General features: G+C 60.8%; 16 protein-coding genes. 9 read left to right on the top strand and 7 right to left on the bottom strand.

Annotated features, from left to right (window positions below):
- Positions 1–7 precede the first annotated feature (7 nt).
- Positions 8–796 (top strand): crotonase/enoyl-CoA hydratase family protein, encoded by a 789-nt coding sequence (locus YH63_RS00080; protein WP_046829876.1) that lies wholly within the window; start codon positions 8–10, stop codon positions 794–796.
- A gap of 26 nt (positions 797–822) precedes the next feature.
- On the opposite strand, the gene YH63_RS00075 is transcribed toward YH63_RS00080, so the two are convergent.
- The 5 genes from YH63_RS00075 to YH63_RS00055 all read right to left on the bottom strand — a co-directional run bounded on the left by YH63_RS00075 (position 823) and on the right by YH63_RS00055 (position 6,160).
- Positions 823–2,187 (bottom strand): metal-dependent hydrolase family protein, encoded by a 1,365-nt coding sequence (locus tag YH63_RS00075; protein ID WP_046829376.1) that lies wholly within the window; start codon positions 2,185–2,187, stop codon positions 823–825.
- Positions 2,188–2,344: 157 nt separating this feature from the next.
- Positions 2,345–3,265, bottom strand: coding sequence for an SDR family NAD(P)-dependent oxidoreductase (locus YH63_RS00070; RefSeq protein WP_046829377.1), 921 nt, complete (start codon positions 3,263–3,265; stop codon positions 2,345–2,347).
- 23 nt (positions 3,266–3,288) lie between these two features.
- The gene (locus tag YH63_RS00065; protein WP_046829378.1) at positions 3,289–4,428 is read right to left on the bottom strand and encodes a thiolase C-terminal domain-containing protein; all 1,140 of its coding nucleotides are present in this window, start codon (positions 4,426–4,428) and stop codon (positions 3,289–3,291) included.
- A gap of 5 nt (positions 4,429–4,433) precedes the next feature.
- Positions 4,434–4,847, bottom strand: coding sequence for a Zn-ribbon domain-containing OB-fold protein (locus YH63_RS00060; protein ID WP_046829379.1), 414 nt, complete (start codon positions 4,845–4,847; stop codon positions 4,434–4,436).
- Between the two features lie 134 nt (positions 4,848–4,981).
- Positions 4,982–6,160, bottom strand: coding sequence for a glycosyltransferase (locus YH63_RS00055; RefSeq protein WP_046829380.1), 1,179 nt, complete (start codon positions 6,158–6,160; stop codon positions 4,982–4,984).
- Between the two features lie 55 nt (positions 6,161–6,215).
- On the opposite strand from YH63_RS00055, the gene YH63_RS00050 reads away from it, so the two are divergent.
- The 3 genes from YH63_RS00050 (at position 6,216) to YH63_RS00040 (ending at position 10,450) form a co-directional block, all read left to right on the top strand.
- Positions 6,216–8,033 (top strand): glycosyltransferase, encoded by a 1,818-nt coding sequence (locus tag YH63_RS00050; RefSeq protein WP_246657979.1) that lies wholly within the window; start codon positions 6,216–6,218, stop codon positions 8,031–8,033.
- A 126-nt stretch (positions 8,034–8,159) separates the two neighbouring features.
- On the top strand, positions 8,160–9,521 hold the full coding sequence (locus tag YH63_RS00045) for a tetratricopeptide repeat protein (protein WP_046829381.1): 1,362 nt from the start codon (positions 8,160–8,162) through the stop codon (positions 9,519–9,521).
- An 11-nt stretch (positions 9,522–9,532) separates the two neighbouring features.
- Complete coding sequence (locus YH63_RS00040; RefSeq protein WP_046829382.1) at positions 9,533–10,450, top strand: FecR family protein; 918 nt, start codon at positions 9,533–9,535, stop codon at positions 10,448–10,450.
- A gap of 64 nt (positions 10,451–10,514) precedes the next feature.
- Here the strand turns inward: YH63_RS00040 and YH63_RS00035 are convergent, their stop codons facing one another.
- Complete coding sequence (locus tag YH63_RS00035) at positions 10,515–11,423, bottom strand: LysR family transcriptional regulator (protein WP_046829383.1); 909 nt, start codon at positions 11,421–11,423, stop codon at positions 10,515–10,517.
- Between the two features lie 199 nt (positions 11,424–11,622).
- On the opposite strand from YH63_RS00035, the gene YH63_RS00030 reads away from it, so the two are divergent.
- The gene (locus YH63_RS00030) at positions 11,623–12,675 is read left to right on the top strand and encodes an alcohol dehydrogenase (RefSeq protein ID WP_046829384.1); all 1,053 of its coding nucleotides are present in this window, start codon (positions 11,623–11,625) and stop codon (positions 12,673–12,675) included.
- Positions 12,676–12,808: 133 nt separating this feature from the next.
- On the opposite strand, the gene YH63_RS00025 is transcribed toward YH63_RS00030, so the two are convergent.
- Entirely contained in the window at positions 12,809–15,511 is a 2,703-nt protein-coding gene (locus YH63_RS00025; protein ID WP_046829385.1) for a bifunctional acetate--CoA ligase family protein/GNAT family N-acetyltransferase, read from the bottom strand.
- Positions 15,512–15,788: 277 nt separating this feature from the next.
- Here YH63_RS00025 and YH63_RS00020 point away from each other — a divergent pair, with 277 nt between their 5' ends.
- The 4 genes from YH63_RS00020 (at position 15,789) to YH63_RS00005 (ending at position 22,638) form a co-directional block, all read left to right on the top strand.
- Positions 15,789–16,589 carry an esterase/lipase family protein gene (locus YH63_RS00020; RefSeq protein WP_046829386.1) on the top strand — a complete coding sequence of 267 codons (801 nt, stop codon included), beginning with the start codon at positions 15,789–15,791 and terminating at the stop codon, positions 16,587–16,589.
- Positions 16,590–16,705: 116 nt separating this feature from the next.
- Positions 16,706–18,247, top strand: coding sequence for a WS/DGAT/MGAT family O-acyltransferase (locus YH63_RS00015; protein ID WP_046829387.1), 1,542 nt, complete (start codon positions 16,706–16,708; stop codon positions 18,245–18,247).
- Between the two features lie 14 nt (positions 18,248–18,261).
- Positions 18,262–19,263 carry an alpha/beta fold hydrolase gene (locus YH63_RS00010; RefSeq protein WP_046829388.1) on the top strand — a complete coding sequence of 334 codons (1,002 nt, stop codon included), beginning with the start codon at positions 18,262–18,264 and terminating at the stop codon, positions 19,261–19,263.
- A gap of 132 nt (positions 19,264–19,395) precedes the next feature.
- Complete coding sequence (locus YH63_RS00005; protein WP_046829389.1) at positions 19,396–22,638, top strand: bifunctional cytochrome P450/NADPH--P450 reductase; 3,243 nt, start codon at positions 19,396–19,398, stop codon at positions 22,636–22,638.
- The last annotated feature ends 551 nt before the right edge of the window (positions 22,639–23,189 follow it).

The raw sequence follows: 23,189 nt of genomic DNA, 5'->3' as shown, positions 1-23,189 counted from the left end.
GGGAATGATGACCGACACCGACACGATTCTTGTCGAGCGCGAGGGACCCGTCACCATCGTTTCCATCAACCGGCCCGAGCGCAAGAATGCCGTCGATGGCGCGACGGCGCGCCGCCTGTTCGATGCCTTCCGCGCATTCGATGCCGATCCGAATTCTTCAGTTGCGGTGTTCACCGGCACCGGCGGCGCGTTCTGCGCCGGCGCCGATCTGAAAGCCGTCGCGCTGGGTGATCGCGAGAAGAAGCGCGAGCTCGGTGGTCACGACACCATCGCACCGATGGGCCCGAGCCGTTTGCGTCTCAGCAAGCCGGTGATCGCGGCGGTCGAAGGCCATGCCGTTGCCGGCGGAATGGAACTGGCGTTGTGGGCGGATATGCGCGTGGTGGGAGAGGGTGCGACCTTCGGCATTTTCTGCCGCCGCTTCGGTGTGCCGCTGATTGATCTCGGCACCATCCGGCTGCCGCGGCTGATCGGGCATTCGCGCGCGATGGATCTGATCCTCACAGGACGTCCGGTCGATGCGAAGGAGTCGTTCGATATCGGGATCGCCAATCGCCTTGTGCCGAAGGGCGAGGCGCGGGCACATGCTGTTGCTCTAGCGCAAGAGCTTGCGCGTTTCCCGCAAGGCTGCCTGCGCAACGACAAGCGCTCCGCGCTGCGTCAATGGGATCTCGAGGAAGAAGACGCGATCAACGACGAGATGCAGGGTGGTCTTGGCATCATCGCCTCCGGGGAGACGCTTGAAGGAGCCACGCGCTTTGCCAGCGGGCAAGGCCGGCATGGATCATTCGGATAAGGCGAGGTTACAGGCGAGCAGCGCAATCAGCGCTGCGCTCCCTTGTAGATGACGCCATCCTTCATGATGACGGAGAAATTCTTTCCCGGATCGGCGATCAGGTCGAGTTTCGCGAGCGGATCGCCATTGACGAGGATTAGGTCTGCGAGAGCGCCTTCCTCGACGATGCCGAGTTTGCCTTCGTAGGGCGTGCGGGGACCGCTCAACGCCAGCAGTTGCGCGTTGTCATAGGTCACCATCTTGAGGACTTCCGCCGGCGTAAACCATTGCCGCAGGGCCAGGATGAGGGCGTTCTGTTGGGCATTCAGTTCCGGCTCGAATAGAAGATCGGTACCCCACGCAAGTTTGACGCCGTGTTTTTTCGCCATCGGCCATAGACGCGCATTGCCTTCGATGATGTCTGCGCGCTTCTTGCGCCGCTCCGGAGTCATGTTGGGCGAGTCCGGTATAAGATTCTGCGCGCTCAGCCAGATACCGCGTCGGGCCATCAATTCGATGGTCGGCTCGTCGAGCAACTGGCCATGCTCGATGCATTTGACGCCGGCATCGATGGCGCGCCGCACCGCGCGGGGCGTATAGGCATGCACGGCGACGTAGGTGTTCCAGTCGTCGGCGGCCTCGACGGCGGCTTTCATTTCGTCCGATGTATATTGCGTCACGTCGATGGGATCGTAGGCGGATGATGTGCCGCCACCCGCCATCAACTTGATCTGGCTCGCGCCCATCCGCAGATTCTCGCGCGTTGCGGTCAGGACCTCGTCGCGGCCATCGGCGATGAAGGTTGCGCCGTATTCCTCCGCGCGCGATGGCTTGCCGAAGAAGCGCCGCGACCGTTCGCTGGGCGCACGGAAATCGCCGTGGCCGGACGTCTGCGAAACCACCGCCCCCGACGGCCAGATGCGTGGGCCAAGGGTCTTGCCGGCATCTATGGCGCGCTTCAGCGGAAAGATCGGACCGCCCATGTCGCGAACGGCGGTGAAACCGCGCAACAGCATCTGCTCCGCTGAGTTCGACATCGCGGTGCCAAGTTTCTCGGGCGAGGTCTTGGGATCATTGAGCTGCGGAAACAGCAGACTTCCGAAGCTGATGTGGACATGAACATCGATCAAGCCGGGCATCAGGGTACGTCCCTGACCGTCGATAACCGTCGCGCCTGCCGCTGCCTTGCCGGACGCGCCGATGGCTGCGACCCGGTTGCCGCGCACGAGCACGTCGGTGGCCGGGCCCAACTCGCCCTTCAGGACGTCGAGCACCCGCACGTTGCGAAATAGCGTTTCGGACGGCGCGCCTTGCTGAGCGGCGACAGGCGACGCGAATGCGACCAAAACCCAACCCAGAGCGATCCGGGAAAAATGCCCGAGACAGATCCGCATCAGTTGCCAAGCGATCATTCAGCTGCCTTGTTGAGCGTGCTGCGTCTTTTTGTGTTTCCAAATTTGTATTAGTTCAGTGCATACAACAAGCACGATTTTAAGCGTATCGGCGAACGGAAGGTCTGCCCGCACAAGACCGGATTGCAGGCGAGTCCTTTGATCGTTTTGGAGCGCGCTAAATCGCATCCCAGCTGAAAATATCCGCGGAACGGTCGAGCTTGTAGAACGACGACTTGAGTGCGGGCATGCCATGCTCTGCAATGGTCTGGGGCGTCCAGCCTTCGGCGCGGTGGATCGACCGCAATGGACGCGACTGGCCCATCAGGAAGATCTCGTTCATGCGGACCGCGAAGATCTGTCCGGTGACGTCCTTAGCGGCGTCGCCGAGCAGGAACGTGGACAGCGGCGCGATCTTCTCCGGCCCCATCTGCTGCATGCGCGCGACGCGGGCCTTCTCTTCCTCGGTCTCGGTCGGAATGGTGCCGATCAGGCGGCTCCATGCGAACGGCGACACGCAGTTCGAGCGCACGTTGAAGCGTTCCATGTCGAGTGCGATGGACTTCGACAGGCCGACGATGCCGAGCTTGGCGGCGGCGTAGTTTGCTTGGCCGAAATTTCCGATCAGGCCCGAGGTCGAGGTAAAGTGGACAAATGCGCCGCTTTCCTGCTCGCGGAAAATGCGGGCAGCGGCGTGCGAGGTGTAGAACGAGCCCATCAGGTGAACCTTGATGACGGACTCGAACGCTTCGACGCTCATGCGATGGAAGATTGCATCGCGCAGGATGCCGGCGTTGTTCACGACGCCATCCAGCTTGCCGTAGGTGTCGATAGCCTGCTTGATGATCTTGCTGGCAGGGATTGCTTCGGCAACCGTCTCGAAATTCGCAACGGCGGTGCCGCCGCGCTTCTTGATTTCCTCGACGACCTCTTCGGCGGGCGCCGCATTGGTGCCCGATCCGTCGGCGGCAACGCCGGGATCATTGACCACGACCTTGGCGCCTTCTGCGGCGGCGAGCAGCGCGATCTCGCGGCCGATGCCGCGGCCCGCGCCGGTGACGATGATGACCTTGCCGTCCAGCGATTTCTTCTGTGACATGACTTTAGCTCCTGTTTTCGCTGTCAGCGTTCGTTGGTGAAAATGATAGTGCCGCTGGCGGCGAACATGCCGCCGACGCCGTGGCAGACTGAGATCTTCGCGCCCGGCACCTGTGCCGGCGCGATGCCGCGCATCTGCCGCACGCTTTCCTGCAGCGCGTACATTCCGTACATGCCCGAATGCATGTAGCTGAGACCGCCGCCGTTGGTGTTCATCGGCAGCTTGCCGCCGATGGCAGTGTTGCGGTCGGCGATGAACTTGCCGGTTTCTTCATGCGGCATGAAGCCGAGATCGCCGAGACCGAACAGCGGCAGATGTGCAAAGGCGTCGTAGATCATCAGGTGATCGACGTCCTTGTGTGCAATGCCTGCTTCGCGGAACGCCGTCGGTCCCGCAACCTTGAACGCGCGTGACGAGTTGAAGGTTTCCATCTGGCTGACCATCGGCGTTTCGACGCTCTCGCCGGTGCCCAAGATATAAACCGGCTTTTGCGGGAAGTCCTTGGCGCGGTCGGCACTGGTCAGGATCAGCGCACCGCCGCCGTCGGTGACGAGGCAGCACTGAAGAATGCGGAACGGATAGGCGATCATCCGCGAGTTGAGCACGTCCTCGACGGTGATCGGGTCCTTCATCATGGCGCGCGGGTTCTTCGCGGCCCATTCGCGCTGAACCACCGACACCATCGCGATTTGCTCGTGGGTGATGCCGTAGGTTTTCATGTAGCGCAGCACGGGAATCGGGAACATGCTCGGCGGGCCATAGATGCCGAACGGCGCTTCGAATTGGCCCTGTAGGCTGTCTGCGGGAATCGAGCGCGGCAGCTTGCCGATCATCGACTTGCCGCTTTCGGCATGGGTGATGAGGACGGTCTTGCACAAACCGGCTTCAATCGCTGCGGCCGCGTGGCGAACATGAAGCATGAACGAGCAGCCGCCGACCGACGTGCCGTCGACCCAGGTCGGCGTGATGCCGAGGTAATGGGCGAGCTGTTGCGGCGTCTCGACAGCGGTGGCGATACCGTCGATGTCCGACAGCTTTAGTCCCGCATCCGCCAGTGCGTTCAGCGCGGCGTCGGCGTGCAGTTGGATTTGAGATACGTCGGGAATGACGCCGAGCTTGGTGGTTTCTGCCGCGCCGACGACGGCAACCTGATTTCTTCGCATGATGTTTAGCCCTTCGCCGGACGAAACTGGGGAAGGGTGATCTTGTCGCTGACTATCTCGAACGCGACTTCAAGCTTCATGTCGAGCACGAGAGCTTCAGGCGTCTGCGGACAATCGAGAATATTGCTCATCATCCGCGGACCTTCATCGAGTTCGACAACCGCGATGGCGTAAGGCGGCGTGAATCCCGGGGCGGCGGGACGGTGGTTGATCACGTAGCTGTAAAGCTTGCCCTTGCCGCTGGCCTTGAACGCGCTGACCTTGCGCGAGGCGCATGACGGACAGAACGGACGGGGCGGGAAATAGACGTTCGAGCAGTCGTCGCAGCGTTGCAGACGCAGCTCATTCGCCTGGGTTCCTTCCCAGAAGTGTTTGGTTTCCGGCGTAGGCACCGGTAAGGCGCGCGAAGGTGCAGCCATCTGCAGTCTCTCCCTGATCGTTGGCTTTTGTTAATTGGTCGATTAACTTTATGCCGGTAATCCCAGCCGCAGGCAAGTGGCGTCCCCGGAGCGAAAAATAGGGGCTGGCATGCACGCTTGCTGAAGGCACTCGGCTATTTGCCGAGAAGTTTCAGGGCGGCGGCTTCGAATGTTTCAAGCGGCTTCATGTTCGTCAGCATTTCGCGATGCGTATGACCGACCCGCGCCGCATGTTGTCGCATGCCATCGTCAGCGAGGATCGCATCCAGCGACTTGGAGATGTCGGCCTGTGGCTGGAAACTATCAATGACCTTTCCGAGGCGTGCCTTTTCGAGCTGGAGCCCGTTCAGAAGCTGCTCGATGTGAGTTGCCACGACGAGTTGAGGGATACCCGCGGCAATTGCGTGAGCTGCCAGTCCGCCTCCGCCGAAATGAATGACGAGCCGTGTCGATGCCAACGTCTCGCTCAATGGCAAATGTTGTGCATAGACCTGCGCTCCGCGACGCAACAGGTCGTCGGACTGCCCGCTCGCCATGCCTGGAGCTGAAACAATGAGACGGCTGGCATGAGGGAGCAATGCCGGAACGATGTCGAAAGGAAGTTTGGATAACACGCCTCGCGACAGGTAGACGAAGATGTGGTCCGCATCTTTCCGGCCTTCGAGCGGCGGAGTGTCGAAGATGGGGCCAGCGAGCGGGCCAGATCTCTGCAAATCATAGGGATCGAGCATCGAAAAGGTGAGAATGATCTGCGCATCGCCGGAAAATATTTGCGGCAGCCGTTCAAGGGGAGGCCGGCCCAGAGATTGCAGCACGCGATTGACCGTTCCCAGCGTTTCGTCTTCGCTCCAGCGTGGAGGATGAACACGATGAAGCGGCGGAAAGCGTTTCATTTCGCCGGGAGGGGCGGTGTATCCGTTTCCGACCACGATCAACGGAATCCGTCTATGCGACATCATGCTTGCCGCGGGCGCAGAGTCCGCGACGACAAGGTCCGGAGCAATGGTTTTGAAAATGTGGTCCCACGCTTGCAGCAACGATCGCAAGCCATGCTCATCGGCCAGACCCGCTGATGCCAGTTGGTCGTGCATCGTCGCTGTCGAGCGAAAGGAATTTTCGTCAGAAGCAGTCACCGGCCACGGCGGAGCCTGAAGTACCTCTGCGTCGGTCTCCAGCAGACGCGCGGTTTCCGGATGCTTCAGCACAAAAACCGGGCGTATCTCGTGGTGCCTCAGCAGCGCAGCAAAGCGTCCCAGATTTGCGATATGGCCAAACCCGCCGCCGTTCTCCCAGGCAAACAGAACCGTCTTCATGGCGAGTTTACTTTCCACTTTGCGTTTGACAACGCAGATCGGAATACTGGCTATAATGATTGAATATCAAAAGGCAATCGAACATCGCATGCAGCCGTCTTTTATGAAGCCCCGCCAGGAAGTGCGGACTTTTTGGACAGGACCAAATCCCAGCTACTACGAAGAGCTGTCGCTGCGGAGCGCGGTCGCGTCAGGCGCGCGTGTATTGTTGTACACCTACAATAGAAGCCTGACCGTGCCCGAAGGTGTTGAACTTGTTGATGCGCGTGAGGTTCTGTCCGGCCCGCTCTACCAATTTCATCATAATGACGGCGATCTTTCGCTCGCGCTGCATTCCGATCTGTTCAGATACCTCGCCATCCAGAAATTCGGCGGCTGGTATATGGATCTCGACATTGTCGTGATGGCTTCGCAGCTGCCGGACGACAAGATCTATCTCGCTTACCAGGAAGACGGCGTCGCCAATGCCGCCGTCATGAAATTCCCCGCGCAGTCGCCGATCATGACGGCTGCCATCGAAGAGGCGATGAGGCTTCTGCCGGCAGCAGGGACCGCCGCACCGGGAGCCGATCACGGTATCGTCGGACCGAAACTCATCACGCGTCTCTCGTCCGAGTATGCGATCGACCATTTGGTTCGCCCGAAAGTCAGCGCTTACGAGATTCATCCCAACGAAGTTCTGATGTTCTTCGATCCTAGACAATGTGAGGCAGTTTTTGAGCGGCTGGCCTCAAGCGATTTCGTCCATCTCTGGAATGATCTGTGGCGCGCGCTGCGTATTCCAAAAAACCTCGGGCCGCCTGAAGGCAGCTTTCTGGATACACTGTTCAAGCGTTTTGGAATCGATGTTCCGCAGGGAGCGCGTCTCTCCTTTGAGGCCGTTGAAGGATGGTTTCGCGAATTCTGGGTAATGAAGGAGCTCAAGCAGAAGCTCTCCACCCAGAGTGTGCCGTACGATGCATTGGATCATCTGGCCCGATCAATCCAGATCAGCGGCTGGCGGCCCGGCGTGCGGTCTTTCGGCAATGCCGAGACTTCGCCGCAAGGAGATCATCTACTCGCCGGCGAGCCTCAAACGCTGAAAACATTCTGGCACGGTGAGACGATCGGTCCCTATCAGCTGATGTGCTTGAAGAGCTTCGCGGCCAGCGGACATCGCGTCGAGGTATTTTCCTACAATCGCGACTTGAACGTCCCGGACTGGATATCTGTTGAGGATGCAGCCGAAATCCTGCCACGAGAGGTTGTCCTTAGGCCGTTGGGTGAAGAGGGCGCTTTCGCGATTCACGCAAATCTGTTCCGCTATGCATTGCTTCAGAAACTGGGTGGATGGTGGATCGATCCCGATGTCCTGTTGCTGAAGCCTGATCTTCCGCCGGGCAATGTTTTCTTCGCCGGTTTGGATGTGTTCGGCCGCGTGCCGACCGGCGTTCTGAAATTTCCAGCAGGGCACGGGTTGCTGACGGAAGCGCTGGCGGAAGTTGAAAGTCTTTCCGGTTCGCTGGACGGCTGGGAAAAATCCGGGTCTGCTTTGCTCACATCGCTCGTCGAGCGGCACAAGCTGGGCGGTAAAATTCAGAATCGGGCGCCTCTCGGTCCCGTCTCATGGTTCGATGTGCCGGACTTGTTCGATCCGGACAGCGCCGAGAGATTGAGTCGATTGTGCAAGGATTTTCATTTCCTGCACCTTCATGACGAAGTGTGGCGCCGTGCCGGGATACCGCATGATCTTGCTCCACCTGAGGGCTCATTCCTTGATGGTCAAATCCAGAAGTACGGCGTAGGCGCTGATTTTCCGGCAAAAATTTCCTTCCGCGAATTGAACCGATGGGTCGCGCACATGTACCAATGCCTAAGCCAGAGGCAGACATAGTCGCGTTCCGCGGCCCTGCTTTTCTTCCAGCTGTATCAATTCGGCCACGCGATACGGGTGGTACAGCGTTGATTAAATGCCGCTTTTATGGTTCTACCGGAGTCATTGGCGACGGGAATTTTTGATATGTGGTTTCGAGTATTGCCCCTCTTGGCTGGGTCACGGACGCAGGCTGTGTCGGCCCGTAGCATCTGGGCTGTTTGCGCACTTGTTGTGTTTGCTGATGTGAACAGCGCGCGGGCCCAGGATGCGGCAGAGCAGCAGCAACTGTTTCAGCAGATGGTGCGGAGTCCCGCGAACCACGAAGTGACATTCGCTTACGTCAAGGTTGCGACTGCGCGGGGGGACTACGAAGCCGCGATCGGTGCGCTTGAGCGGCTGCTGTTCTACAATCCCAAGCTGACGCGCGTGAAATATGAACTCGGCGCGCTGTATTTCCGGCTCGGCTCTTATGAAATGGCGAAGCGCTATTTCAAGGAAGCTCTCGCGAGTCCGGATATCGATGCCATCACCAAGGAGCGCATCGAAACCTATCTTCCGGATACCGAGAAGCAGCTTCAGCCAAGCCGGTTCTCCGGTTTCGCGCAGACAGGCATCCGCTCGCAGAGCAATGCGAGCTTCGCGCCGGGCGGCGGCGTGCTGCGTCTCGGAGGTCAGGATCTAGCGTTGCTGCCGACCGCGCGGCAGAAGAGCGACATCAACTGGTTCGGGCTCGTCGGCCTCAGCCACGATTATGATTTGCAGAACCAGCGTGGCGACATTATCGAAACGCGCGCGGTTGGATATCTCACCGAGCAATCGCGCCTGAAGGACCTCAACGTCGGCTTCGTCGATGTCAGCTTCGGTCCTCGGCTTGCGCTGGCACCGGAGCTTCTGCCAGGCGTCACCATCAAGCCCTATGTGGTCGGCGGAAACACCTGGGTCGGCGGCTCGTCGTACTTTTCGACGGTAGGCGTCGGCGTCGGCGTGAAGGTTCCGGTGAACGACAAATTCACCTTCGGTCCCGATTTCGAATGGCGTCGCTCAGATTTCAGGACAACCGATCCTGTCGCGGGCTTCAACTCCGGCGATTGGTACACAACCAGCCTTGCGGCGAGCTGGAACATCGCACAGCAGATCAAGCTTGATGCGCGCGGGCTTTATCGGCGGGGCGACTCGGCATTCGCGTTCCAGTCTTTTGACCAGTGGGCAATGGAAGCCGCCTTGACGCTCGAGTTCGGGCCGCCGTTCGTCTGGATGTCACGCAACTGGAGTGTGGCGCCGTTCGTCCGGTGGATCGAAACCCGTTTCGACGCGCCAAATCCGTTTATCGATCCGCTGATTGCACGCAACGATAACCAGTGGTCGGTGGGCGCGCTGTTTAACGCGCCCGTGACTAAGAATTTCGGCATTTCGGCTGCGGTCCAGTACGATAAGACCAATTCCTCGCTGCCGAACTATCGCCTGGAGAATTTCTCCGTGATGTTCGGCCCGACCGCCCGTTTCTGAGGGAGCAGCAGATGTTATTTTCCAAAGAGACATATTTTACGTCGTTTCTGACGGTGCTGCTCTCCACGACTGCACTTATTCCCGCTGCCGAGGCTCAAAACTCCGGGCGGGTCGGTGCCGTCAATCTTGACGCGACCGGGACGCCGCCGGGCGCGGGCACGCGCACGCTCACCATCGGCACCAATGTGATCTACAAGGAGAGGGTGCAGACGTCGGCGCAAGGGTCGACGCAGATCATGTTCCCCGACACCTCGACGCTGAATGTCGGCCGCAACAGCAATATCGTGATCGACGAGTACGTCTACGATCCGGCTGCCGGGACCGGCAAGATGGTGGCGACCGTCTCCAAAGGCGTGATGCGCTTTGTCGGCGGGCAGATCAGCCACACCGCGGGCGTCACGGTGAAGACCCCGGTTGCGACGCTTGGTATTCGCGGCGGCGTCGCTACGGTTGTTTATCCGATCCCGCCGGGTTTCACAGGCTCCGATCCTAAACTGTCGCAGGCGAAGGGCGAGATCGTCATCGGCCATGTCGGTTCGGTCATCATCAAGAACAATGTTGGCTCGGTGATTGTCCGGCCTGGTTACATGACCTGGGTGTCCGGTCCGAACGATCCCATTCCGGAGCCGTTCCCGATCCCCGACTTCCTGTTGCAGAAGATCATGGCCGCGCTGACCAGCGGGCCGGGGCAGACCGGCGGTATCAGCGATCTGCCGACTGACCAGATGGCTGCGCGGCTCGGCTTCGGCAAGACGATCGTCACCGACCCGGCGAAGCCGCCGGGCACGGATCCGCTCGGATACTTTTCGATCTTCGATGGTGGCAACGCCATCGCCAAGAACAAGTCGCAGTCGAACCAGACCAATCAGGTCCAACCACCGCCGAACACAAATCCAGGCGGTTGTTATGGGTATTGCTACGGCAACTGATCTCCCGGTTGCGGTAACGGCGTTGCCGTTCGAAGTCTGCATAACGGCAGCGGCGGCCAGTTTTTCACTTCTGGCTTTTGGGCAGGAAAAGCGGCTGAGCCTGAGCCGCCTGTTCGGCAATGAAATCCGCCGTGACCCGGATGCGCGCGATGTTGCGCAGGTCGCTGTGCAGCAACAGCCAGAATGTCCTGATCAAACGAAAGCTCGGCAACACCCGAACGAGTTCCGGCTCGGTCTGCGCGATGAAGCACGGCAACACGCAGAGGCCCGCGCCGGCGATGGTGGAATTCAGTTGCGCAATCAGGTTCGAGCTCTTGATCGCCGGCCGCAGGTCCGGCGACACGAAATGCGCGTATTCCAGCTCCGGCGAAAAGATCAGGTCGTCGATGTACGAAATGAACCGGTGGGACGGCACGTCCGCGGCGGTCTCGATGGCTGGATGCCTGGCGAGATACTCGCGCGATGCGTAGAGCCCGAGTTCGTAGTCTGTGAGCTTGCGCGAGTGCAGCCGCCCTTCGCTCGGTTGCGTCAGGCTCACCGCAATGTCGGCCTCGCGGCGGGAGAGGTTGAATTCGCGCGGCATTGCGACGAGTTCGATGGTGAGATCGGGGTGGCGGTCGCTGAGGTCGCCAAGACGCTGCGCCAGGAATTTAGTGCCGAAGCCGTCCGGCGTGCCGATCCGCACCGCGCCGTTGGCCTGAAGCTTCGAGTCGCCGATCGACTGCGCTGCCGAGGTCGCAAGTTGATCCATCTGTTCGGCCATTTCGAGCAGCCGCTCGCCGGCCTCGGTGAGAGACGAGCCGCTGGTGCGCCGATCAAACAACTGGGAGCCCAGCGACGCTTCCAGCGCGGCAATCCGCCGGCTGAGCGTCGAATAGTCGATCTTCAGGCGCTTGGCGGCCGCGGTCATGCTGCCGGTGCGCGTAATGGCCAGAAACGATCGAACAAGATTCCAGTCAAACTGGTCGGTCATCGCAGTTGCTCTCGATATTCGCCGGCGAAGCCTCTGCCGGTCCGCCTTGCGTAGTCCATCCGGTGCCTGCGGCCAAGTTTCATCTGCCGGCGGCGGGCATGGCGTGGCCCGTATTGACAGGCCTGCCTCCGCTCGCCTCTACTCCCGCCCGAACAGAATCCGCGCGCCAGGCGGCTGGAAAAGAAACGGGAGATACGCGATGAAGAGCTTCAGGGTCACCGAATTCAATGCTCCGTTGACGGAAGTGGACGTCGCGACCCCAAAGCCGGAGGGCACGCAGGTCCTGCTGAAGGTCAAGGCCGCCGGCGTCTGCCATAGCGACCTGCACATCTGGGAGGGCGGTTACGATCTCGGCCATGGCCGCAAGCTGTCGTTGAAGGATCGCGGCGTCTCGCTGCCGTTGACCATGGGACACGAGACGGTGGGCGAGGTCGTGGCGTTCGGGCCGGAGGCCAAGGGCGTTGCAGTCGGCGACGTCCGGCTGGTGTATCCGTGGCTCGGCTGCGGCAAGTGCGACACCTGCCTCGCCGGCGACGAGAACATGTGTATCGTCAAACCGAATTCGATCGGCGTCTATTGCGATGGCGGTTATGCCGATCACATCACGGTTCGCCATCCGCGCTATCTGCTCGATCTCAAGGGTCTCGATCCGGTCACGGCTGCGCCATATGCGTGCTCGGGCGTCACGACATACAGCGCGATCAAGAAACTCGAGACCGTTCTGGACCGACCCATTGTGATCTTCGGCGCGGGCGGGCTTGGACTAATGGCGTTGTCGCTTCTCAAAGCGATGGGCGGCAAAGGTGCCATCGTGGTCGACATCGATGCGAACAAGCGCAAGGCTGCCGAGGAGGCGGGCGCGCTGGCATCGGTTGACGGCGCCGCGCCGGATGCCTTGCAGCAGATCATGTCGAAAGCGGGCGGACCGATTCTGGGCGTGATTGATCTGGTCGGCAATGCAGCGACGGCGGCACTGGGATTCGACTGCCTGAGCAAGGGCGGAAAGCTTGTCGTTGTCGGTCTGTTCGGCGGCGGCGCGCCATGGGCATTGCCGCTCATTCCGATCAAGGCGATTACGATTCAGGGAAGTTATGTCGGCAACCTGCGTGAGACGCAGGAGTTGATCGATCTCGTGCGCGAGAAGGGGATTGCGCCGATCCCGGTCACCACCCGGCCGCTCGCACAAGCCGACGCATCGCTGAAGGATCTGCAGCAGGGCAAGCTGGTCGGTCGTGCGGTGCTGGTGCCCTGACGATGTGCGTTAAGAGCGGCGCTGCGGCGCCGCTCAACGCGTCAGGATATTGGTATAAGCCCGGAGAATGACGGCCAGTGCGATCGCTGCGGGAATCACAATTCGCGCCATGATCAATCTCCAGGAAGCAGCATTATTTCGCTTGCGTACCGAGTGGCAGAACGACGAGTGAAATATCCGAGTTCTGCGGATCGGGACGAACCTCGAATCCGAGCCGCTGGCACATGTCCAGCATTCTGTTGTTTCGGCTCAGCACCTGGCCGCGGATAGCGCGGACGCCTTCCGCCTGGCCGTACTCGATAATCATTTTCATGAACAGCAAGCCGAGGCCTACGCCCTTGAGGTCGGACCGCACAAGCACGGCAAATTCCGAGCTGGCGAAGTCGGCATCGGTGTGAAGGCGCACCACGCCCAGCATCTTTCCGGTGGTTTCCTCGATGGCGACGAAGGCCATCGCGCGTGCGTAGTCGAGTTGCGTCAGGCGGGCGATGAACGGATGGGTCAATTCTTTCATCGCGGAGAAGAACCGCAGCCGGATGTCTTCCTGGCTGACGTGCGAAAAGAATTCCGGATAGAGATGCTCGTCCTCGGGTCTGACCGGGCGCACAAAGATGTGCTTGCCATCCTTGAGCGTTATGTGCCGTTCCCATTCCTTCGGATAGGGCCGGATCGCAAAGCGGTAGTGACCGGAGCCACGGATCGCATCGCTCAGCGGCGCGATCGACACCTGGGCGTCCGCGGCGATCACACCATCCTTGTCCGCGAGCAGGGGGTTGATGTCGAGTTCGCGGATCTCGGGCAAATCGGCCGCCATTTGCGCGATCTTCACCAGCAGCAGCGCGACAGCGCCTTCATCCGCTGCTGGCACGTCGCGGTAACTCTTGAGAATGCGCGAGACGCGTGTACGCGCGATCAGATCCCTTGCCAGATTGAGATCGAGCGGTGGAAGCGCGAGCGCCTTGTCATTAATGACTTCCACGGCGGTGCCGCCGCGCCCGAACACCACGACCGGGCCGAAACTCGGATCGTCGGCAAGGCCGGCGATCAGTTCGCGCGCGCGAGGGCGCAGAATCATCGGATGGATGGTGACGCCATCGATACGGGCCTTGGGCCGCATCTTGGCGGCGCGTTGCAGGATTTCTTCGGTTGCGGCATGCACCGCGCGCTCGCTGGTCAGGTTCAGCCGCACGCCGCCGACATCGGACTTGTTCAGGATGTCGGGTGAGCTGATCTTGACGACGACGGTGTTGCCTGCGGCCAGGATTGCGGTTGCCGCGCGTGCGGCCTGATCCGGATCGCGCGCCAGCGTCGCCGAGGCAATGGGAATCGCGTAAGCGGCGAACAATTCGGTGATCTCGATCGGATTGAGCCACCCGCGCTTGTCCTGCAGGGCGTTCTGGACGATCGCGCGTCCCGCCGCCACATCCGGCGCGAAGTCTTCCGGCAGGCTGGGCGGCGTCTGCATCGCGACGTCCAGACCTTCGCGATAACGGACGATATGCATGAAGCCGCGCACAGCATCGGCTTCGCTGGAGAAGTGCGGGATGCCTGCTTCGCCGAACACGGTACTGCTGGCGCCGCTATCGCCGACCCAGGCGGCGAACACCGGTTTGCGGGAGTAGGTTTCGGCACGATACTTTTCAACGGCGGCGACCACGGCCTGCGCGGATTCAACCGGAGGCGCCAGCGTGTTTGGCGCATTCATGATCAGAACGGCGTTGTTGGCGGTGTCGCCCAGCACAAGTTCGCAGGCTTTCGCGTAACGCTCGCCGTCGGCATCGCCGAGAATGTCGACAGGGTTGGCACTCGACCAACGCTCCGGCAGAACTTTGTCGAGGCCTTTCTTGACGTCTTCGGAAAGGCCAGCGAGTTCTCCGCCGAGATCGATCAGGCGGTCCACCGCGAGGACGCCAAGTCCGCCGCCGTTGGTGACGATCGCAAGCCGGTGGCCATGTGAGGATTGCAGGTGGCCCAGCGTTTCAGCGGCGGAGAACAGTTCGTCGAGGTCGAGCACGCGCAGCAGTCCCGCCCGGCGGAACGCGGCATCATAGACGGCGTCCGATCCCGCCAATGCGCCGGTATGGGTTGCTGCCGCGCGCGCGCCCTGGGTGTGACGACCTGACTTGATGACGACCACGGGTTTCACGCGCGCAGCGGCGCGCGCCGCCGACATGAACTTTCGCACGTCGCTGATCGACTCGACGTAAAGCAGGATGGCACGGGTGTCGGAATCGAGCGCGAAATAGTCGAGGAGGTCGGCGAAATCGACGTCGAGATTCTCACCCATCGAGACGATAGCGGAAAATCCGACGTTGCGGTTCGCGGCCCATTCGACCAGCGTGGTCGAGATCGCTCCGGATTGTGAAATCAGCGCAAGGTCGCCGTCCTGCGGCAGGCGCGACGCAAAACTGGCGTTCAATTTCATGCGCGGCACCAGCACGCCGAGCGATGGTCCTATCAGGCGCAACCCTGTCGTTCGCGCGGTCTGTGCGATGGCTTCCGTATATGAGCCGGTGCCGAGACCGAGCCCCGCGGAAAGCACCATCGCGGCTGGAAATCCGCGCGCGCCGGCTCTTTTCACGACCCCTGGAATGGCGGAGGGCGGTGTGGAGATGATTGTGAGGTCGGGCGTCCCCGGAATGTCCTTGATATCGCGGAGCGTCTTGATGCCTTCGATTTCGGCGTACTTGCGGTTGACGATATGGATCGGTCCGCTGAAGCCTCCGCCGAGCAGGTTGCGAAGCGTTGAACCGCCAACGGAGGCATGCTTCGGGCTTCCGCCGATGAGCGCGATCGAGCGCGGCGCAAACAGGTGGTCGAGGCGGTACGTGCTCATGAAAGGTCTCGGGCCATCGTCGTCACAGGCTATCGCAATTGTGCGGGAAATGCGTCGGGGGCGGTCCAAGGGCATCGGGTCGCATGCGATTCCCCGGATGCCGGCATTGTGCAACATGTTCCGGAACATGCTGCAGAGCAATAAAATTCACCACGCCGCCGTTTTCAACGAAAGCCGATTGGCATGAGGCCTGACATGCTTCTAGACTGAGCGGACTGCCTCAATGCGGAGCAGTAAAAGGCGTGTTCAGTGAAGTTGTTTGCCCGGGCAGGTCGCAATGACAGCTAACGAGAGCCACCTCGCCGAAAAGGGCCGGCTACGCCCGCCAAATCTCGGTTTGTTTCTTGCCGAGGGGCGGGGCGTTTTCGAGTTGAATGCGACATTGCTGATGGCGCCTGCGCTTCTGACAGCCCCGCGCGGTGACGGGCATCCGGTTTTGGTCTTGCCGGGTCTGCTGGCGAGCGATGTCTCCACCCTCATCCTGCGGCGCTATCTCGACCTGCTCGGATTCTCCACCCATCCGTGGGGCTTCGGCCGCAACACCGGTGGCGTCTACAGCATGCGCGACAAACTCGGCAAATTGCTGGCGAGCGTCCACGCTGCGACTGGCCGCAAGGTCAGTCTCGTCGGCTGGAGTCTCGGCGGGATTTACGCCCGTGATCTGGCTTTGCGGATGCCGGACATGGTTCGTTATGTCGTGACGCTGGGCACCCCGTTTGCCGGCGATATCACCGCGACGAATGCCAAGCGCGTCTACGAAATGGTGTCGGGCGAGACCATCGAAGAGGCCGACATGAAAGACATTCAGTCGCTGGCTGGTGATCTGCCGGTGCCGACGTCGTCGCTCTTTACCCGTGCCGATGGGATCGTGAACTGGCGGACCTGCCTTGTCCGCGAAAACGATACGGCGGAAAACATCGAAATCTCGCTCGCGAGCCATATCGGAATTGGCGTCAATGCCGCGGCGCTGTGGGCTGTCGCCGATCGTCTTGCGCAACGGGAAGGCGAATTTCATCCGTTCGATCGCTCGGGGCCGTTTGCACTGGCCTATGCGCGTCCGGAGAAAGTCGGCGCATAAAAGAATACGGCCGAGCGAGAATCGCCGGAAAGGCGACAACGGCAAATCGGATCATGAAGCGCGAAACGCGGCAAGAGCCCGCAAGCGTCATGGTCTCGTTGAAACGGGAGGGTTAGATGAGCCACGCCAAGAAGCTGTCCTCAATGGACGCGTCGTTTCTCTATCTCGAAACGCCCGAGATGCCGATGCATGTCGGAAGCATGGCGATCTTCAAGCTGAAGGATGGCTATCAGGGCAACTTCTTCGAAGACTTTAAGAAGATGATTGCGGGCCGGCTTCATGTAGCTCCCATCCTTAAGGCGCGGCTGGAGAAGGCGCCCCTCGACATCGACAATCCAAGCTGGGTCGAGGACGATCAGTTCAACATCAACCGTCACATATTCCGCGCGAGTCTTCCGGCACCCGCGGATCGCAAGACGCTTGAGGAGACCGTCGGTTGGATCCATGCCAAGCTTCTCAACAGGGCTCGCCCGCTTTGGGAGTTTTATGTTTTCGAGGGCATGAAGGACAACGAGGTCGGGCTTTACTCCAAGATGCACCATGCCTGCATCGACGGTGGCGCGGGTGCCGCACTGACCAATATGATCTATGACATCACGCCTGTGCCACGCGAATTTCCAAAGGCCGTTCCGAATAAGCCAGCGAATGAACCGCGCGATATTGCAGCCAACATGCTCGATTCCTATACCCAGCTCTGGCGCCAGCTGTTGGACGCCACCAAGGCGAAAAGCTTCGATCTGCCGCGCACCGGCAAGAGCGATCTTGGCTCTGTGTTGTTCGACAACGCGATGTTCCAGATCGAGAGCGGGATCAGGATGGTCGGCGGTGTTCCCGAAACCGTCAAAAGTATCCGCGACATGGTGGCGAAGGTGTCCGATCCTAAGTCACGGGAAAGCCTTGCGAGCATGGTGTCGCCCCCGACCATGTTGAACAAGTCGATCTCTTCGGAGCGAAGCTTCGCGGGCGTCTCGATCTCGCTGCCGGACGCCAAGGCGATCGGGAAACAGGCCGGCGGAAAGCTCAACGACGTCGTGATGGCGCTGTCGAGCGGCGTGCTGCGTCGCTATTTGCTCGAACACGGCGGGCTGCCGAGCCGCTCGCTGACCGCAGCAGTCCCGATCTCGCTGCGCGAGGAGGGTAACACTGACGCCAACAATCAGGTGTTCGGGATGATCTGTTCGCTGGCGACCAACATCGAGGACCCGAAGGAGCGCCTCGAGGCCATCATCGCGCAGTCGGCCAAGTCAAAGGAAATGTCGCATCCGCTGCGCGCGCTGATGCCGTCGGTTTCCAACGTTGCGATGCTGGGTGCTCCGATGCTGATTCAGGTGCTGGCGCTGCTCTACAGCCGTTCCAACCTGTCCGATGTGCTTCCGCCAACGGCGAATGTGACGATCTCCAATGTGCCCGGTCCGCGGCAGACACTCTATGCGGTGGGCGCCGAGCTGTTGCATATCTTTCCGGTGTCGATCTCGACGCATGGTCTTGCCCTGAACATCACGGTGCAGAGCTATCGCGATCAGCTCGATTTTGGCTTCATCGCCGGCGCGAACATCATTCCTCATGTCGAGGTGCTGGCGGATATGCTGCCCAAGGAATTCGAACTTCTCGCCGCGGCCTTTGCCGCGCCCGGCAACCGCGCAAGTGCCGCAAGCTGAACGTGGCACCTGCAATGATGGAAATGCCGCCGCTTCAGTATGCCAAGGTCAACGGTATACGCATGGGCTTCTACGAAGCCGGCCCGAAAACAGACGCGCCGCCACTGGTGTTGTGCCACGGCTGGCCTGAGATCGCGTTTTCGTGGCGGCACCAGATCAAGGCGCTGAGCGAAGCGGGCGTACGTGTCATCGCGCCGGACCAGCGCGGCTATGGCGCCACGGACCGTCCGGAGTCTGTCGAGGCTTATGACATCGAAAATCTGACGGGCGACCTCGTTGGATTGCTCGATCACCTGAAAATCGACAAGGCGATCTTCGTCGGCCACGACTGGGGCGGATTTATCGTCTGGCAGATGCCGCTGCGACATCCGTCGCGCGTGGCCGGGGTCATTGGCGTTAATACGCCGCATACGCCGCGCACCCCAAGCGATCCGATCGGGCTGCTCCGCAAGCGGTACGGTGATCACCTCTACATCGCGCAGTTTCAAGACCCTGAACGCCGCGCCGACAAGATATTCGACAGTCGCGTCGAACAGGCCTTCGATTTCTTCATGCGCAAGCCGATGCCGCAGAAGAAAGCACTGGAATCCGGCGAGGGGCCGCCAGCGGCTGGTCTCGGTGCGTCGCCAAAGCTGAACATGGCGTTCCCGCAGATGGTGGCGGGTTACGACGGCAAGCTCGATCCGCGCGAGAAAATCCTGACGCCTGAGGAAATGCAGGTGTTTGTGGATGCGTTCAAGATCTCGGGGTTCACCGGCGGGATCAACTGGTACCGCAACATGACCCGTAACTGGGAACGTTCGGCGCATATTGACCACACGGTGCGCGTGCCTTCGCTGATGATCATGGCCGAGAACGACGCGGTGCTTCCGCCGTCGTCATGCGACGGGATGGAGACTATCGTCCCGGACCTTGAAAAGTACCTGGTCAAGGACAGCGGGCACTGGACCCAGCAGGAGCAGCCCGGCGAGGTCAGCGCCAAAATCCTCGAATGGCGTCGCCGGCGTTTCGGATAACGCCGCCGGGAGATCGTAGCCAAAGCGCTGCATTATAAGTTCTTTGCAAAAGATGCGCCGGAACAGTAGTTTCGGAGAAAAGCTCCGGGCCAACCGGGCGTCAAAATCACGTGGGCAGGAGATACCCGAGCGATGTCGTCCCAGAACAAGTTGAATCCGATTCCGCATCCGCCGAAGAAGCCGGTCGTCGGCAACATGCTGTCGCTGGATTCGACCGCGCCGGTGCAGGATCTGGTGCGCAAGACCAAGGAACTGGGTCCGATCTTCTGGCTCGACATGATGGGCCAGCCGCTGGTGATCGTCTCGGGATTTGAACTCGTCAACGAGTTGAGCGACGAAAAGCGGTTCGACAAGGCGGTGCGCGGTGCGCTACGTCGCGTGCGCGCGATCGGCGGCGACGGACTGTTCACTGCCGACACCACCGAGCCGAACTGGAACAAGGCGCATAACATCCTTCTTTCGCCGTTCGGCGGCCGGGCGATGCAGTCATATCACCCGATGATGGTCGATATCGCCGAGCAACTCGTCAAGAAATGGGAACGTCTCAACGCTGACGACGAAATCGATGTCGTCCATGACATGACCGCGCTGACGCTCGATACCATCGGGCTGTGCGGCTTCGACTATCGCTTCAATTCATTCTATCGCGAGGACTATCACCCGTTCGTCGGCGCACTGGTGCGATCGCTCGAAACCATCATGATGACTCGCGGCATCCCGCTCGAAGGATTGTTCATGCGCGCGCGCCGCGCCGACATGGCGGCAGACGTCGCGTTCATGAATAACATGGTCGATGAGATCGTCGCCGAGCGACGCAAGAATGCCGACGAGGCGGCGGCCAAGAAAGACATGCTCAACGCGATGATGACCGGCGTCGACAAGGTGACCGGCGAGCAGCTCGACGACGTCAACATTCGCTACCAGATCAACACCTTCCTGATCGCCGGCCACGAGACCACCAGTGGCCTGTTGTCCTGCGCGATCTACGCCATGCTCAAGCATCCGGAGGTGCTGAAGAAGGCCTATGAGGAAGTCGATCGGGTTCTCGGTCCTGATATCGATGCCAAGCCGACCTTCCAGCAGGTGACGCAGCTTCATTACATTTCGCAGATCCTGAAAGAATCCCTGCGGATGTGGCCGCCGGCGCCGGCTTACGGCGTATCTCCGCTCAAGGATGAGACGATCGGCGGCAAGTACAAGCTGCGGAAAGGCACCTTCGTTACGGTTCTGGTGATGGCGTTGCACCGCGATCCGTCGGTATGGGGTCCGAATCCGGATGTTTTCGATCCGGAAAACTTCAGCCGCGAGGCGGAGACCAAGCGGCCCGCCAATGCGTGGAAACCGTTCGGCAACGGCCAGCGCGCCTGCATCGGCCGCGGCTTTGCGATGCATGAGGCTGCGCTGGCGCTCGGCATGATCCTGCAGCGATTCAAGCTGCTCGATCACACGCGCTATCAGATGCATCTGAAGGAAACGCTGACGATTAAGCCAGACGGTTTCAAGATCAAGGTGCGCGCGCGTTCGGATAAGGACCGGACCATCGTTGCCAATCGTCCGGGCGCCGCCGCGGTTGCCGGCAGTGCAGGGGCGGCCGCGCCGGCGCGGGTACGTCCCGGTCACAACACGCCGCTGCTCATTCTCTACGGCTCGAATCTGGGTACGGCAGAGGATCTTGCACATCGCGTCGCCGATCTGGCGGAAGTTAACGGCTTTGCAACCAAGCTCGCGCCGCTCGACGACTATGTCGGCAACCTGAGCGATCAGGGGGGAGTCATCATTTTCTGTGCCTCTTACAACGGCGCGCCGCCGGACAATGCGACCCAGTTCGTCAAATGGCTGAGCAGCGATCTGCCCAAGGACGCCTTCAAGGGTGTCCGCTACGCCGTGTTCGGTTGCGGCAACAGCGACTGGCTTGCGACTTACCAATCGATCCCGCGCATGATCGATGAGCAGCTTGCGGCGCATGGCGCGACACCGGCCGTGGTGCGGGGCGAGGGCGACGCCCGCGACGATCTCGATGGCCAATTCGAGAAATGGTTCAAGTCGGTGCGCGAAATCGCGGTGAAGGAGTTCAGCATCGACACCGGCTTCACGCGCGAAGCTAACGACGAGCCGCTTTACAAGATCGAGCCGGTGGCACACAGCGCGGTCAATACGGTCGCGGTGTCCGGCGGCGCGGTCCCGGTGAAGCTGCTGATCAACGACGAGTTGCAGAACAAGTCCGGCGCCAATCCATCGACGCGCTCGACGCGGCATATCGAAGTCGAATTGCCGGAGAACGTCAGCTATCGTGTTGGAGACCATCTCAGCGTCATTCCGCGCAACGATCCGGTTCTGGTGGATGCGGTGGCGCGGCGGTTTGGTTTCCTTCCCGCCGATCAGGTACGGCTGCATGTCGCCACCGGCCGCCGGGCGCAGTTGCCGGTCGACAACGCGGTCTCGGTTGGCCGGCTGCTGACAGAGTTCGTGGAGTTGCAGCAGGTCGCGACCCGCAAGCAAATCCAGATCATGTCGGAGCATACCCGCTGCCCGATGACCAAGCCGAAGCTCGAAGCGCTGATCGGCGACGATCCTGCCTCAACCGAGCTCTACCGTTCGGAAATTTTGGCGAAGCGAAGGTCGGTGTACAGTCTGCTCGAGGAATACCCGGCGTGCGAGTTGCCCTTCCACACCTATCTGGAAATGCTTTCGCTGCTGTCGCCACGCTATTACTCGATCTCCTCATCGCCTGCGGTGGCCGGGACGTCGAAATGCAGCGTCACTGTCGGTGTGGTTGATGCGCCGGCCAGTTCCGGGCGCGGCACTTACAAGGGCGTGTGCTCGAATTATCTCTCCAGCCGCCGCCCCGGCGACGTAGTCCATGCCATCGTTCGCGAAACCAAGGCCGGTTTCTGCCTTCCCGAGAATCCGTCGACGCCGATCATCATGGTCGGTCCCGGTACGGGTCTTGCGCCGTTCCGTGGCTTCCTTCAGGAGCGCGCGGCGATGAAGGCCAAGGGTAAGTCGCTCGGCGCTTCGATGCTGTTCTTCGGCTGCCGTCATCCGGAGCAGGATTTCCTGTATGCGGACGAGCTCAAGGGTTTCGCCGATCAGGGCATTACCGACCTGCACGTTGCGTTCTCGCGAGCGGATACGCCGAAGAGCTATGTGCAGGATTTGATCGCGGCCCAGAAGGATAAGGTCTGGAAACTGATCGAAGCTGGCGCGATCATTTACGTCTGCGGCGATGGCGGCAAGATGGAGCCGGACGTCAAGCGGGTGCTGACGACGATCTACCGCGAGCGGTCCGGTGCCGACGAGGCTGCGGCGCTACGCTGGATCGACAGCATGGGAACGCAGAACCGTTACGTGCTCGACGTCTGGGCGGGAAGTTGAAGCTTACGGTCTTTCTCCACGCCGTTTCCGCGAAGGCGCAACTTTCCTTTCCCTTCCCCTTGCGGGGAGGGTGGCGCGTTGTGAGCCGCAGCGAACAACGGGCCGGGTGGGGGTGATCACCACGTGTTTCGCTTTGCCCCCACCCCGGCCTCCGCTTCGCTCGGCCGACCCTCCCCACGGAAGGGGAGGGAGGTGTCGGGCATCGCGCGCTCTATCCAGATTCAATTTTCAAACAGCCACTTTCATTCACGCACGGGTTCGCGTTCTCGCGCCACGCGCGAGGTGAGCTTTGAGTCTCGCCCCTGAAAATGAGGGGCATGGAGCGCCGCGAGGCGCACCTTGTCTTGTTTCGCTTCCGGCATCGCTTGCGAGGCGATGGTGTGTCCGGAAGCGCATCGCCTTGCGGCGCTCCGCAGACAAGTTTACGCAGTCTGCGCAAGCTTGACTGCTATTTGGCGGCGATTTTGGGCGAGGGGACCGTACTTCCGGGTGAGGACGGATGCCGAGCATCCTTATCCGGACGGCTTTCGCCGCCTTCGTCCTCACCGACG

The organism is Afipia massiliensis (genome assembly GCF_001006325.2).
Taxonomy (GTDB): Bacteria; Pseudomonadota; Alphaproteobacteria; order Rhizobiales; family Xanthobacteraceae; genus Afipia; species Afipia massiliensis_A.
The sequence above is the reverse complement of the archived record's forward strand: the minus strand, read 5'-3'. Positions and strand labels throughout refer to the sequence as shown.

Coding starts and splice junctions, on each gene's coding strand:
- YH63_RS00080 (WP_046829876.1), top strand. CDS start 8: ATGACCGACACCGACACGATTCTTGTCGAGCGCGAGGGACCCGTCACC.
- YH63_RS00025 (WP_046829385.1), bottom strand. CDS start 15,511: ATGAGCACGTACCGCCTCGACCACCTGTTTGCGCCGCGCTCGATCGCG.
- YH63_RS00020 (WP_046829386.1), top strand. CDS start 15,789: ATGACAGCTAACGAGAGCCACCTCGCCGAAAAGGGCCGGCTACGCCCG.
- YH63_RS00075 (WP_046829376.1), bottom strand. CDS start 2,187: ATGATCGCTTGGCAACTGATGCGGATCTGTCTCGGGCATTTTTCCCGG.
- YH63_RS00055 (WP_046829380.1), bottom strand. CDS start 6,160: ATGAAGACGGTTCTGTTTGCCTGGGAGAACGGCGGCGGGTTTGGCCAT.
- YH63_RS00030 (WP_046829384.1), top strand. CDS start 11,623: ATGAAGAGCTTCAGGGTCACCGAATTCAATGCTCCGTTGACGGAAGTG.
- YH63_RS00015 (WP_046829387.1), top strand. CDS start 16,706: ATGAGCCACGCCAAGAAGCTGTCCTCAATGGACGCGTCGTTTCTCTAT.
- YH63_RS00045 (WP_046829381.1), top strand. CDS start 8,160: ATGTGGTTTCGAGTATTGCCCCTCTTGGCTGGGTCACGGACGCAGGCT.
- YH63_RS00010 (WP_046829388.1), top strand. CDS start 18,262: ATGATGGAAATGCCGCCGCTTCAGTATGCCAAGGTCAACGGTATACGC.
- YH63_RS00060 (WP_046829379.1), bottom strand. CDS start 4,847: ATGGCTGCACCTTCGCGCGCCTTACCGGTGCCTACGCCGGAAACCAAA.
- YH63_RS00050 (WP_246657979.1), top strand. CDS start 6,216: ATGATTGAATATCAAAAGGCAATCGAACATCGCATGCAGCCGTCTTTT.
- YH63_RS00065 (WP_046829378.1), bottom strand. CDS start 4,428: ATGCGAAGAAATCAGGTTGCCGTCGTCGGCGCGGCAGAAACCACCAAG.
- YH63_RS00070 (WP_046829377.1), bottom strand. CDS start 3,265: ATGTCACAGAAGAAATCGCTGGACGGCAAGGTCATCATCGTCACCGGC.
- YH63_RS00035 (WP_046829383.1), bottom strand. CDS start 11,423: ATGACCGACCAGTTTGACTGGAATCTTGTTCGATCGTTTCTGGCCATT.
- YH63_RS00005 (WP_046829389.1), top strand. CDS start 19,396: ATGTCGTCCCAGAACAAGTTGAATCCGATTCCGCATCCGCCGAAGAAG.
- YH63_RS00040 (WP_046829382.1), top strand. CDS start 9,533: ATGTTATTTTCCAAAGAGACATATTTTACGTCGTTTCTGACGGTGCTG.